Annotated in this window: 11 protein-coding genes; 8 read left to right on the top strand and 3 right to left on the bottom strand. The window is 65.1% G+C overall.

Annotated features, from left to right (window positions below):
• Position 1 precedes the first annotated feature (1 nt).
• Positions 2-469 (top strand): type II toxin-antitoxin system RatA family toxin, encoded by a 468-nt coding sequence (locus C4E04_RS10640; RefSeq protein WP_109597432.1) that lies wholly within the window; start codon positions 2-4, stop codon positions 467-469.
• On the opposite strand, the gene C4E04_RS10635 is transcribed toward C4E04_RS10640, so the two are convergent.
• Entirely contained in the window at positions 439-966 is a 528-nt protein-coding gene (locus C4E04_RS10635) for a CinA family protein (protein ID WP_109597431.1), read from the bottom strand. The two genes, C4E04_RS10640 and C4E04_RS10635, sit on opposite strands and share 31 nt — an antisense overlap.
• Positions 963-2,156, bottom strand: a complete 1,194-nt coding sequence (locus C4E04_RS10630) for a bifunctional 2-C-methyl-D-erythritol 4-phosphate cytidylyltransferase/2-C-methyl-D-erythritol 2,4-cyclodiphosphate synthase (protein ID WP_109597430.1) — start codon at positions 2,154-2,156, stop codon at positions 963-965. Before C4E04_RS10630 ends, C4E04_RS10635 begins: the two co-directional genes overlap by 4 nt.
• Before the next feature lie 159 nt (positions 2,157-2,315).
• Between C4E04_RS10630 and dusB the strand changes: the two genes are divergently transcribed.
• From dusB to hflX, 7 genes are all read left to right on the top strand, one after another.
• Positions 2,316-3,332, top strand: coding sequence for a tRNA dihydrouridine synthase DusB (gene dusB / locus C4E04_RS10625; RefSeq protein ID WP_109597429.1), 1,017 nt, complete (start codon positions 2,316-2,318; stop codon positions 3,330-3,332).
• Positions 3,329-4,435 carry a nitrogen regulation protein NR(II) gene (locus C4E04_RS10620; RefSeq protein WP_109597427.1) on the top strand — a complete coding sequence of 369 codons (1,107 nt, stop codon included), beginning with the start codon at positions 3,329-3,331 and terminating at the stop codon, positions 4,433-4,435. The genes dusB and C4E04_RS10620 overlap by 4 nt, the downstream gene beginning before the upstream one ends.
• A gap of 8 nt (positions 4,436-4,443) precedes the next feature.
• Entirely contained in the window at positions 4,444-5,904 is a 1,461-nt protein-coding gene (ntrC, locus tag C4E04_RS10615; RefSeq protein ID WP_109597426.1) for a nitrogen regulation protein NR(I), read from the top strand.
• A gap of 85 nt (positions 5,905-5,989) precedes the next feature.
• On the top strand, positions 5,990-8,263 hold the full coding sequence (locus C4E04_RS10610; protein ID WP_245416075.1) for a PAS domain-containing sensor histidine kinase: 2,274 nt from the start codon (positions 5,990-5,992) through the stop codon (positions 8,261-8,263).
• Positions 8,260-9,630 (top strand): sigma-54 dependent transcriptional regulator, encoded by a 1,371-nt coding sequence (locus tag C4E04_RS10605; RefSeq protein ID WP_109597425.1) that lies wholly within the window; start codon positions 8,260-8,262, stop codon positions 9,628-9,630. The genes C4E04_RS10610 and C4E04_RS10605 overlap by 4 nt, the downstream gene beginning before the upstream one ends.
• Before the next feature lie 178 nt (positions 9,631-9,808).
• Positions 9,809-10,063 (top strand): RNA chaperone Hfq, encoded by a 255-nt coding sequence (gene hfq / locus C4E04_RS10600; RefSeq protein ID WP_109597423.1) that lies wholly within the window; start codon positions 9,809-9,811, stop codon positions 10,061-10,063.
• Between the two features lies 1 nt (position 10,064).
• Complete coding sequence (gene hflX, locus C4E04_RS10595) at positions 10,065-11,462, top strand: GTPase HflX (protein ID WP_109597422.1); 1,398 nt, start codon at positions 10,065-10,067, stop codon at positions 11,460-11,462.
• Here hflX and mazG read toward each other — a convergent pair.
• Positions 11,457-12,299, bottom strand: coding sequence for a nucleoside triphosphate pyrophosphohydrolase (gene mazG / locus C4E04_RS10590; protein WP_109601008.1), 843 nt, complete (start codon positions 12,297-12,299; stop codon positions 11,457-11,459). The genes hflX and mazG overlap by 6 nt on opposite strands.
• Between the last annotated feature and the right edge of the window lie 44 nt (positions 12,300-12,343).

Here is a 12,343-nt window from a genome sequence, read left to right as displayed (position 1 = left end):
CATGCCTTCGTTCCGCTCGACCCGCCCGGTGAAGCACACGCCGACACAGATGTTTGCTCTGGTCGCCGACGTCGAAAGCTATCCGGAGTTCCTGCCCCTGTGCGAGGATCTGCGCGTCATGCGGCGGGCGCAGAGCGGGGAGGGGATCGAGACCCTCGTGGCCATGATGACCGTCGGCTACAAGGCGATCCGGGAGAGCTTCACGAGTCGGGTCGAACTCGACCATCCGCGCCTGCGGATCGAAGTCGAGTATGTGGACGGGCCGTTCAAGTTTCTGGAGAATCGCTGGACTTTCCGCGAAACACCGACCGGTTCGGACGTGGAATTCTACATCAATTACGAGTTCAAGAGCTTCTCGCTCGGGCTCCTGATGGGTGCGGTCTTCGACAAAGCCTTCCGGAAATTCGCCGAGGCCTTCGAGGAGCGGGCGAACGATATCTACCGACCGTCCTCTTTGGCCGGCGCCTGATCCTCAAGGGCCCGTTCGAGAAGACCGAGCGCGTCGGTAACGGCACACCGGCGAACCTCTCCCCGTCCACGGTCGCCATAGCGGCGCTCCAAATGAACCGTTTCCCGGTTGATCCGCGCCAGGCCGAAATGGACGAGGCCCACGGGCTTCGTGGCGCTGCCGCCGCCCGGGCCGGCAATGCCCGTGATCGCCACCGCCACCTGGGCATGGGATCGGGCCAGCGCCCCTTCGGCCATGGCGCGGGCGACAGGCTCGCTGACGGCGCCATGGGTCTCGATCAGCTCCATAGGCACCCCGATGGCCTCCGCCTTCGCGGCGTTGGAATAGGTTACGAACCCGCGCTCGACCACGGCCGAGGAGCCGGCGATCTCCGTGAGCAGCCCGGCGACAAGGCCGCCCGTGCAGGATTCGGCAGTCGCGATCATCCAACCGCGCTGGGCGTAGGCTGCAATGAGCGTGGCGGCTCGGGGCACCAGGTTGTCGTTCGCATCGGTCATGGAGCCGTCTCCGGCAGGCGGATCGTGGCGGCGGCCTGCGCTGCGAGACCTTCGCCACGGCCCGTAAAACCGAGTTTCTCGGTGGTCGTGGCCTTCAGTGAGACCTGATCGATCCTGATGCCGACGATCTCGGCAATACGCTGGCGCATGGCCTCCCGATGCGGTCCCAGGCGCGGGCGCTCGCAGAGCAGGGTGGCGTCGAGGTGGTCGAGGATGCCGCCGCGCTGCCGCACCAGCCCCGCTGCGTAGGCAAGGAAGCGGTCCGAGGAGGCACCGCGCCATTGCGGATCGCTGGGCGGGAAATGGGTGCCGATGTCTCCGTCCGCCAGCGCGCCGAGAATGGCGTCCGTGAGGGCGTGGAGGATCACGTCGCCGTCCGAATGGGCCAGCACGCCCCGGTCGTGCGGAACGCGGACGCCCCCAAGCCAGACATGGTCGCCCTCTTGGAAGGCGTGGACGTCGAAACCGGTTCCGAGACGGGTCAAATAGGTCATGAATCCCTCGCTCATGCGCCTTTCGGCATCGTGGAAATCGGCATCGTGGGTCAGCTTGACGTTGCGTGGGTCGCCATCGAAGACCCGGACGGCATGTCCTGCCCACTCGACCAGGGCTCCATCGTCCGTGAAGGCATGGAGGCCTGCCGCGGCGGCCTTGCGGTGGGCCTCGAAGAGGGCTCGAAAGGAAAAGACCTGTGGCGTCTGAACCGCCCTCAGGCTTGCCCGATCAGGTGTCGACGTGACCGTCCGGCACGGCCCGACCATCTTGATCGTGTCCGTGACCGTAATGCCTGGGACGGCCGCCGCGCCTTCTCGAGCTGCCGCAAGGGCACGGTCGATCACGGCTTCGTCGACGAAGGGGCGGGCCGCGTCATGGACGAGAACGATTTCCGGTGGTGAGGCTTCGAGCGCCTCAAGCCCGCGCCGGACAGAAATCTGGCGTGTCTCCCCTCCTGACACGGTCAACAGCGGGAGCTCGCCCGCCGGCCCGCTCTCCTGGATCGAGGCCTCGTAGAGAGCCCTGTCGTCCGGATGAATGACCACGACGATCCGTCGGATGCCAGGATGGGAGCGGAAGACTTGCAAGGTTCGGGCCAGAACCGAGCGCCCGCCCAGGCGCCGATACTGTTTGGGAAGGCCTTCGCCTGCCCGGGATCCGCGTCCGGCGGCAACGATAAGGGCGGCAACGGGCATGAATTCTCCGTGAAAGCGGCCGTCGAAGGAGCGTCGCGGTCTTACGGCAAATTCGCTCGGAGCCCAAGGCGGATCGCACGCCGCCATGCCGAGCGCGCAACTGGCTTTTCGTCAACGAGCACTTGCATCGACCCCGTTTCTGATTATTCATTGAGCACAATGAGCAGTGAACAAAATTTAGGCGAATCCCTCAGGTTCGGAGCGGTCACGGTCGACGCCCCGGCCGTGCTCGCGCCTTTATCGGGCGTGACCGATGCCGTCTTCCGGCGAATTGCCCGCCGGATGGGAGCTGGCCTTGTTGTCTCCGAAATGGTTGCTTCCGACGAGCTCGTTCAAGGCTCCGCCGAGGCCCGCCTGCGGGCCGAAGGGACGGGTATTGCGCCTCATGTGGTCCAGCTTGCCGGCTGCGAGCCCCGCTGGATGGCCGAGGCCGCCCACGTCGCCCAGGATGCCGGCGCGGACGTGATCGACATCAACATGGGCTGTCCGGCGAAGCGCGTGATCGGCGGCTACGCGGGTTCGGCCCTGATGCGCGACCTCGACCATGCCTGCCGGCTGATCGACGCAACAGTCACGGCCGCCACCGTCCCAGTCACGGTCAAGATGCGGCTCGGCTGGGACCACGCGACTCTCAATGCTCCGGAACTTGCCCGTCGTGCCCAAGAGCTTGGGGCGGTGGCCGTGACGGTCCATGGACGCACCCGGCAGCAATTCTACAAGGGCGAGGCCGACTGGGACGCGATTGCGGTCGTCTCGGCGGCGGTGACGATCCCCGTGATCGCCAACGGCGATATCGGCTCCCTCGACGATGCCCGCCGCTGCCTTGCGGCCTCCCGAGCCAATGCCGTGATGATCGGCCGCGCCGCGATGGGGCAGCCCTGGCTGGTCGGGCAGGTCGGCGCGGCCCTCCAAGGGCGGACCATCCCTGATCCGGAACCGGCCATACGAACAGCCGTCGCCCTTGAACACTATGAGGGACTGCTTTCCCTCTATGGCCCTGCTGTCGGCATACGCCATGCGAGAAAGCACCTCGCGGCCTATGCGGACGTTGCCATCGCGTCAGGATTTCACGTCTCGCCGGATCTGCGCCTCGCCCTCGTCACCTCGGACGAGCCGAAGCAGGTGGCCGACATCCTCGGCGCGCTCTACGCCGAACAGGTGCGGGAGGCTGCATGACGGTGAACTCGGGCCTCAACGATCTCATTATGAACGCCCTGCCGCTGCCGGTCCTGACCGTTGCCCCGGACGGGCGGATACGCCACGCGAACGCGGCAGCGGAGGCCTTCTTCGAGATCGGCCTGCGGGTCATGCAGCGCCAAAGGCTCGCGGACATCGTTCCCTTCGGCTCTCCGGTGACAGGTCTGGTCGAGGATGTCCGGCAACGAGGCGCGAGCGTCAGCGAGCATCGGGTCGACATCGGCAGTCCAAAGATCGGGGCCGAGCGGATCGTCGACGTCTTTGCGACGCCCCTGGGCGACGATAGCGAGGACGTGGTGGTCATGCTGCAGGAGCGCACCATCGCGGACAAGATGGACCGCCAGCTTACTCATCGCGGTGCCGCGCGCTCGCTGACCGCCCTCGGCGCCATGCTGGCGCATGAAATCAAGAACCCGCTCTCGGGCATCCGCGGCGCCGCACAGCTCCTGGAGCAATCCGCGGCCGAAGAAGACCGGCTGCTCACCCGGCTGATTTGCGACGAGACAGACCGGATCGTGAAGCTGGTCGAGCGGATGGAGCTGTTCGGCGAGGAGCGTCCGGTGGAGCGGGGGCCGATCAATGTCCACGGCGTCCTTGATCATGTGAAGCGTCTGGCCCAGTCCGGCTTCGCGCGGCACATCCGTTTCGTCGAGAACTATGACCCGTCCCTGCCGCCCGTCCTCGGCAATCGGGACCAACTGATCCAGGTCGTCCTTAACTTGGTGAAGAATGCCGCCGAGGCCATCGGCATCGATTCGAGCGACGGGGAGATCGTCCTGACGACTGCGTTCCGTACGGGTGTCAGGCTCCAGGTCCCCGGGGCACGCGAAAAGGTCAGCCTGCCGATCGAGCTGTCGATCAGCGACAACGGCCCGGGTATCCCGGCGGACCTCGCAGCCGATCTCTTCGACCCCTTCGTGACCACGAAGGCTCAGGGCAGCGGCCTCGGCCTTGCGCTGGTCGCCAAGATCGTGGGCGATCATGGCGGCATCGTCGAATGCGATCCGGCGCCACGGCGCACCACTTTCCGAATTCTCCTGCCCATGCATCGCGCCGATGACGGTCGCGAGGCCGATATGTGAGGCCCCTCATGCCCAGCGGACAGATCCTTCTCGCCGACGACGACGCAGCCATCCGGACCGTCCTGAATCAGGCGCTCTCGCGCGCCGGCTACGAGGTCCGCTCGACCAGCAACGCCGCGACGCTGTGGCGATGGGTGGCGCAAGGGGAAGGCGACCTGGTGATCACCGACGTGGTCATGCCCGACGAGAACGCCTTCGATCTCCTGCCGCGCATCAAGAAGCTGCGGCCGGACCTGCCGATCATCGTCATGAGCGCGCAGAACACCTTCATGACCGCCATCAAGGCCTCGGAGCGCGGCGCCTACGAATACCTGCCAAAGCCCTTCGATTTGAAGGAACTCGTGGCTGTGGTCGGTCGGGCCCTGGCACGGCCACGGACCGCCCTGTCGGCACAGCCCGTGGCGGAGGAGGGCGAGATTCCCCTGGTCGGCCGCTCCCAGGCCATGCAGGACATCTACCGCGCCCTGGCCCGGCTGATGCCCACGGACCTCACGGTGATGATCACGGGCGAATCCGGCACCGGCAAGGAACTCGTGGCCCGTGCCCTCCACGATTACGGCAAGCGGCGCCAGGGGCCCTTTGTGGCCGTGAACATGGCGGCGATCCCGCGGGAGTTGATCGAGTCCGACCTGTTCGGCCACGAGAAGGGGGCCTTTACGGGGGCGACCTCCCGCAGCACCGGACGGTTCGAGCAGGCGGAAGGCGGCACCCTGTTTCTCGACGAGATCGGCGACATGCCCATGGAGGCGCAGACCCGCCTTCTGCGGGTCCTCCAGCAGGGCGAGTACACGACGGTAGGCGGGCGGATTCCGATCAAGACCAACGTCCGGATCGTCGCGGCCACCAACAAGGACCTCCGGGTCCTGATCCAGCAGGGGCTTTTCCGGGAGGATCTGTTCTTCCGCCTCAACGTGGTGCCTCTGCGGCTGCCGCCCCTGCGCGAGCGGGTCGAGGACATTCCCGACCTGACCCGCCACTTCTTCGCTCTCGTCGAGCGGGAAGGCCTGTCGCGCAAGCAGCTCGATCCAGACGCCATGGACCGGCTCAAGCGCTATCGCTGGCCGGGCAATGTGCGCGAGCTCGAGAACCTGATTCGCCGGCTTGCGGCCCTTTACCCCCAGGATACGATCACCGGGGCGATCATCGAGGCGGAACTGGATGCCCAGCCGCTTCCCATGCCGCAACCGGCCGGGAAGGCGGCGGCCCACGCCGAATCCGCAGAGGGACTTTCCGACGCGGTGGAGCGGCACCTTGTCGAGTATTTCGCGAACTTTAAGGACACGCTGCCGCCACCCGGGCTTTACCACCGGGTCCTGCGGGAGATCGAAGGGCCGCTGATCGGGGCCGCGCTGGCGGCGACCCGGGGCAACCAGATCCGGGCGGCCGAGCTCCTTGGAGTGAATCGCAATACGCTGCGGAAGAAGGTCCGGGACCTCGATCTCCAGGTGATCCGATCCGCCGGGCGGTGAGGCCGTCGACCTCCCCCTTTCGGATGTAATAATTTGACCACAGTGTTGTGTTGGTGCATCACCCAACAGGATGGCGTGCGGTTCGATGCGCCTCATTAGCGGGGCACCGGTCTTGATACGCCAGGACAATCAGGCACAGCGACAGACGACCGACGCGGTCCAGCGCAGCCTCGGCTGGCTGGGCCCAACGGCCGTCCTGCTCGCCCTGACCTCCGCGCTTACAACGTTCCTGGTTCTGGCCGGCCTGACTCCGATTGCGCCGACCCATTACGTGGTCATCTGGGTCTTCATCCTGAACGGCGTCCTGATTCTCCTGCTTCTGGGGATCGTGGCCTGGCAGACCAAGCGCCTGATGCGCGAGCGCCGGGCCGGGGCGGCCGCCGCCGGCCTCCACGTGAGGGTCGTCGGGCTTTTCAGTCTTGTGGCAGTGCTACCCGCGATCCTGGTCGCGGCCGTCGCGACCGTGACTCTGGAGAGGGGCCTCGATCCCTGGTTCACGGGTTCGATTAAGAACCTGATGATCAATACCGTCGAGATTGCGCGGTCCTATCGCGAGCTGCAATGCCGGACGCTCGCCCGCGAGACACAGCTGATGGCTGCCGACCTGAACCGGGCCAAGGTTCTCTACGATGCCGACCGTAAGGTATTCCGAGATTTCATGAATTCCCGCGCGGTCTTCCTCGGTTTCCCGCTGGTCGAACTGCTTGAGCCCGACGGAACCGTGGTCGAGAAGCTCCAGGCGAGACCCATCGAGGGAGCGCAGCCCCCGACTCCGGAGGATCTTCGCGACGCGAGCGAGGAGGCCCTGTGTCTGGGGCCACGCAGCGGCAACGTCTTCCGCTCCATCCTGAAGCTACCGGCCCATGGGGGGCGCATTCTCTACGTGGCTCGGGAAGTGGATCCCCGGGCCGTCGAGTTTCCACCGGTCGCCGAGGCCGGGGTCGCTTTCTATGAGGCCCTCGAACAGAAGAAGGTGGGCATCCAGGTGGCTTTCGCGTCGATGTTCGCACTGATCGCGCTCATCGTGCTCTTGTCGGCGATCTGGTTTGGGCTGAACTTCGCCAATAAGCTCGTCGCGCCAATCCGCCGCCTCATCCATGCGACCGATCAGGTGGCGAGCGGCAACTTCTACGTTCAGGTTCCGATCCGGCGCGGGGAGGGGGATCTCGCCCATCTCGGCGAGACCTTCAACAAGATGACTTCGGAGTTGCGCCATCAGCATGACGGGCTGACGGCGGCCAGCGAGCTGATCGACCGCCGCCGACGCTTCACCGAGGCTGTGCTGGGCGGCGTGTCGGCCGGCGTCATCAGCATCGACGCACAGGGGCGCATCACCATCGTCAATCCATCCACCGAGGCCCTCCTCTCGGCTTCCGCCGAGGAGCTGCTCGGACGTCCCCTCACGGAGGTGCTTCCGGAAGTGGCCGACCTCGTGGAGGAAATGCAGCATGGGCGCCACCGCCTCATGCAGCGGCAGATCCAGGTTACGCGCAAAGGCAAGGAGCGCACCATCGACGTGCGCGTCACGGGTGAGAACGTGCGCAGCGAGGAGCGCGAGCTTGTCGTGACCCTCGACGACATCACGGATCTGGTTTCGGCGCAGCGCACCTCCGCCTGGGCAGACGTGGCGCGCCGGATCGCCCACGAGATCAAGAACCCTCTCACGCCGATTCAGCTTTCGGCGGAACGAATTCGCCGGAAATATGGGAAGGTCATCACCACCGACCGGGAAGTGTTCGACCAGTGCACGGCCACCATCGTGCGGCAGGTGGACGACATCAAGCGGATGGTGGACGAGTTCTCGTCCTTCGCGCGGATGCCGAAGCCCAGCATCGGCGAGGAGGATCTTGCCGAGACCATCCGCCAGGTGGTCTTCATGATGCGCATCGCGCATCCGGAAATCCAATTCTCGGACGATTTTCCGAAGGGACCCGTCGTGGCGCCGTTCGACCGGCGGCTCCTGTCGCAGGCGGCCACGAACATCGTCAAGAATGCCACGGAGGCAATCGCCGCCGTTCCCGAGGAAGAGCGCGGTCAGGGCCGCATTTCAGTAGTGCTGGACGATACCCACCCCACCTACCTGATCCTCGCGGTGACGGACAACGGCAAGGGGTTTCCGGCCGAGGGAAGGCAACGGCTCCTGGAGCCCTACATGACCACCCGTGAGGGTGGGACGGGGTTGGGTCTTCCCATCGTGGCGAAGATTCTGGAGGAACACGGCGGGGGCATGGACCTCGTCGACAACCCGCATGGACGCGGCGGGCAGGTCAGAATGTGGATACCAAAGACGAAACATGTTGCATCGGAAGAGACTTCGGTTGGTTCCGCGAAAAGCGACTTCCGGGGGGCTAGCCTATGAGTGCTGATATTCTTGTTGTTGATGACGAAGCCGATATTCGCGATCTCGTAGCCGGCATCCTCGAGGACGAGGGGCATCGGACCCGCACGGCCGGGTCCTCGGACGAAGCGCTGGCCTCCATCGAGGCGCGGCGTCCGCACCTCGTATTCCTGGACATCTGGCTTCAGGGCAGCCGCCTCGACGGCCTCCAGGTGCTGGAAATCGTCAAGCAGCATCATCCCGATCTGCCTGTCGTGATGATTTCAGGCCACGGAAACATCGAGACCGCCGTCTCGGCCATCAAGAGCGGCGCCTATGATTTCATCGAGAAGCCGTTCAAGGCCGACAGGCTCGTCCTCGTGGCCGAACGGGCGCTGGAGGCCTCGCGCCTCAAGCGCGAGGTGCGCGACCTTCGTGCGCGCTCGGTCCAGGCAAGCCGCATCGCCGGGCGCTCGGTGGCCATCAACCAGCTGCGCCAATCCGTGGAGCGTGCGGCCCCGACCAATGCGCGCATTCTCGTCACCGGCGCGCCCGGATCCGGCAAGGAGCTTACGGCGCGGACGATTCACGGCCTCTCCACCCGGGCTAACGGCCCGTTCGTCGTCCTCTCGGCCGCGACCATCACGCCCGAGACCATGGAGGCGGAACTCTTCGGCACGGAAGGCGATGATGGCCGCGGACGGCGAGTTGGCGCTCTCGAAGAGGCCCATGGCGGGACGCTCTATATCGACGAGATCGCCGACATGCCCCGCGAGACGCAAAGCCGTATCCTGCGCGTGCTCGTGGACCAGAACTTCCAGCGCGTCGGGGGCACCACGCGGGTCCATGTGGATGTGCGCATCATCTCCTCGTCGAGCCGGGACCTTCCGGCGGAGATCGCCGCCGGGCGGTTCAGGGAAGACCTGTTCCACCGCCTCGGCGTGGTCCCGATCCGGGTGCCGTCCCTTGCCGAGCGGCGCGAGGACGTGCCGGAGTTGATCGAGTTCTTCATGGACCAGATCTCGGCCGCGACCGGCCTGCCCAAGCGCCGAATCGCCGACGACGCCATGGCGGTCCTCCAGTCGCATGACTGGCCCGGAAACGTTCGCCAGCTGCGTAACAATGTCGAGCGCTTGATGATTCTCACGTCCGGCGACCCGGAGGCGGCAGTCACGGCGGACATGTTGCCCTCGGAGATCGGGACCCTGGTTCCGTCGACGCCGGGTGGGGCAGGGGGCGAGAAGCTGATGAGCCTGCCCTTGAGGGAGGCTCGCGAGATCTTCGAGAGGGAATATCTTCTTGCTCAGATTGCGCGATTCAGCGGCAACATCTCCCGCACGGCCGAATTCATCGGCATGGAGCGCTCCGCTCTCCACCGCAAGCTGAAGTCGCTCGGGATTGGCGGATAGGCCACGGTCCACGGGAAATTATACCGGGATGCGAGATAAGAAGAGGAAGGCCTCTTGCTTAACCTTATGGTTCGCCCTGTAATAAGCGGGCCGGTCGACCACCGCCCCCGGGCGGACAATCATATAGTGGCGGCCCTATAGCCAAGATCGGCGGCGACGGGCTGGCGAGGCAACTTCAATGGCGGGCGATCGCACGCAGAACCTTCAGGACACCTTCCTCAACTACGTCCGGAAGAACAAAATTCCTCTCACGATCTTCCTCGTGAATGGCGTGAAGCTCCAGGGCGTAGTGACCTGGTTCGACAATTTCTGCGTTCTTCTGCGCAGGGATGGGCATTCTCAGCTGGTGTACAAACACGCCATCTCCACAATTATGCCGGGACAGCCTGTTCAACTCTTCGATCAGATCGACGAGGCCAGCGAAAAGGCATGAGGTGACGGAACCCCTCACTCCGGGTGAACAGCGTCTGGCGCAGCTCGCCGAACCTGAGAAAGAGGTTGCGGCGGGCACACGCACCCTTGTCGTCGGCCCTTATCTGACCCGGCGGCGGTTTTCGGTTGGCGCCGAATCCGCCACGTCGGAAAGCAATCCCCGTCCCGTGGAGGCGCGGCTCGACGAAGCCACCGGCCTCGCGGGCGCCATCGATCTCCAGATCGTCGATTCCCTCATCGCGCCACTCTCCGCCCCCAGGCCTGCAACCTATATCGGGAGCGGCAAGGTCGAGGAATTTGCAGGGCTGATCAAGGCCGAGGGCATCGGCCTCGTGGTGATGGATTGCGCGCTCAGCCCCGTCCAGCAGCGCAATCTGGAAAAGGCCTGGGGCGCCAAGGTGATCGACCGGACGGGCCTCATTCTCGAGATCTTCGGGCGTCGCGCCCGCACGAAGGAAGGTACGCTCCAGGTCGAGTTGGCTCATCTCTCCTACCAGAAGGGCCGGCTCGTCCGGTCCTGGACCCACCTGGAGCGCCAGCGCGGCGGCTTCGGCTTCCTGGGCGGCCCTGGCGAAACCCAGATCGAAGCTGACCGCCGCATGATCCAGGAGCGCATGAGCCGGATCGAGCGGGAGCTGGAGACGGTCGTAAAGACCCGTTCTCTCCATCGAGCCAGCCGGCGGCGGGTGCCTTATCCCATCGTGGCCCTCGTCGGCTACACCAATGCCGGAAAGTCGACCCTGTTCAACCGGCTCACGGAGGCCGAGGTCCTGGCCGAGAACATGCTGTTCGCGACCCTCGACCCGACCTCGCGAGCCATCGACCTGCCCCACGGTGAAAAGGCGATTCTCTCCGATACGGTCGGCTTCATCTCGGACCTGCCGACCATGCTGGTCGCGGCGTTCCGGGCGACGCTTGAGGATGTGATCGAGGCGGACATCCTGCTCCATGTCCGCGATGTCTCGCATGGGGAAACCGAAGCCCAGGCGGAAGACGTCTCCCTCGTGCTCAGAGAACTGGGAATCGACCCCGACGATACGCGGCGCATAATCGAGGTCTGGAACAAGGCGGACTTACTCTCTGCCGAGGATCGTCAGCGGCTCGGGACAACCTCCCTGCGGACCCGGGAGGAGGGGAGGCCGATCCTGATCTCGGCCCTCACGGGGGAGGGTATTTCAGAGCTGCTCACGGCCATCGAGGAGCATCTCGCAGCCGGACGGTCGAGCTACGAGGTGGATGTGCCGCCGGAGGACGGGCAGGGGCTCGCCTGGCTTCACGAGAACACGGAGATTCTCGACCGGCGGACCACGGAGACCGGCCATTCGATCCTTCAGGTCAGGCTCGTGGCCGGAAAGGAACCTCGTTTCCTGAACCGCTTCCCTCAAGCCAAAGTCTTATGACCCACCGGGAGCGCGCTCCCGGTTCTTGGCCGCCACCCACAGAGCTTCCATCTCGTCCAGACTCGCGTCGTCCAGGGACCTTCCTTGCTCCTGAAGGGACGTCTCGATGGCGCTGAAGCGGCGCTCGAACTTTGCATTGGTGTGCCGCAGTGCCGTTTCAGGATCGACCCCGTAATGCCGGGCGAGGTTTGCGACGGCGAAGATCAGGTCGCCGATCTCGTCTTCGATGCGATCAGGCTGGCCGGTCTCTGCGGCCTCCTTCACCTCATCCAACTCCTCATGGATCTTGTCGATCACCTGGGCGGCATCCGGCCAGTCGAACCCTACCTTCGCGGCTTTGGCTGTCAGTTTCTGAGCCCGCGTAAGGGCGGGCAGGGGAGCCGGAATGCCGCCGAGATATCCCTTGCCGCCTTCATCGGAAGGCACGCCCAGGCGCTCACGTTCCGCCCTCCTCTCGGCCTTTTCTTCGTGCTTGATGTCGTCCCAAAGAGCTTTGACCTCGTCCGGGCTCAGGTCTCGGGCATTGCCGAACACATGAGGGTGGCGCCGTATCAGCTTGTGCGTGATAGCTTCGACCACATCCGGGAACGCAAACGCGCCCTGCTCCTCGGCCATGCGGGCATGGAAGACCACCTGAAGCAGCAGGTCGCCCAATTCCTCCTTCAGGTCGCCGAGATCCCCGCGCTCGATTGCGTCGACGACTTCATAGGCTTCCTCGAGCGTATAGGGCGTGATCGACGCGAAGGTCTGCTCCAGGTCCCAGGGGCACCCGCTCCCCGGTGTCCGCAGGGCCGCCATGATGGCGAGAAGACCGGAAATGTCCCGGGAAGGCTTCATGGGCTGATCCATCGATCACTTTTGCTTCTGAAAGGATGGCAAGC

Origin of the sequence: Microvirga sp. 17 mud 1-3 (genome assembly GCF_003151255.1) — a bacterium.
In the GTDB taxonomy this organism is placed as follows: Bacteria; Pseudomonadota; Alphaproteobacteria; order Rhizobiales; family Beijerinckiaceae; genus Microvirga.
The sequence above is the reverse complement of the archived record's forward strand: the minus strand, read 5'-3'. Positions and strand labels throughout refer to the sequence as shown.

Bases quoted from the DNA above. Each gene is read 5' to 3' on its own strand.
- C4E04_RS10640 (WP_109597432.1), top strand. From the start codon at position 2: ATGCCTTCGTTCCGCTCGACCCGCCCGGTGAAGCACACGCCGACACAG.
- C4E04_RS10635 (WP_109597431.1), bottom strand. From the start codon at position 966: ATGACCGATGCGAACGACAACCTGGTGCCCCGAGCCGCCACGCTCATT.
- C4E04_RS10630 (WP_109597430.1), bottom strand. From the start codon at position 2,156: ATGCCCGTTGCCGCCCTTATCGTTGCCGCCGGACGCGGATCCCGGGCA.
- dusB (WP_109597429.1), top strand. From the start codon at position 2,316: ATGAGCAGTGAACAAAATTTAGGCGAATCCCTCAGGTTCGGAGCGGTC.
- C4E04_RS10620 (WP_109597427.1), top strand. From the start codon at position 3,329: ATGACGGTGAACTCGGGCCTCAACGATCTCATTATGAACGCCCTGCCG.
- ntrC (WP_109597426.1), top strand. From the start codon at position 4,444: ATGCCCAGCGGACAGATCCTTCTCGCCGACGACGACGCAGCCATCCGG.
- C4E04_RS10610 (WP_245416075.1), top strand. From the start codon at position 5,990: ATGCGCCTCATTAGCGGGGCACCGGTCTTGATACGCCAGGACAATCAG.
- C4E04_RS10605 (WP_109597425.1), top strand. From the start codon at position 8,260: ATGAGTGCTGATATTCTTGTTGTTGATGACGAAGCCGATATTCGCGAT.
- hfq (WP_109597423.1), top strand. From the start codon at position 9,809: ATGGCGGGCGATCGCACGCAGAACCTTCAGGACACCTTCCTCAACTAC.
- mazG (WP_109601008.1), bottom strand. From the start codon at position 12,299: ATGAAGCCTTCCCGGGACATTTCCGGTCTTCTCGCCATCATGGCGGCC.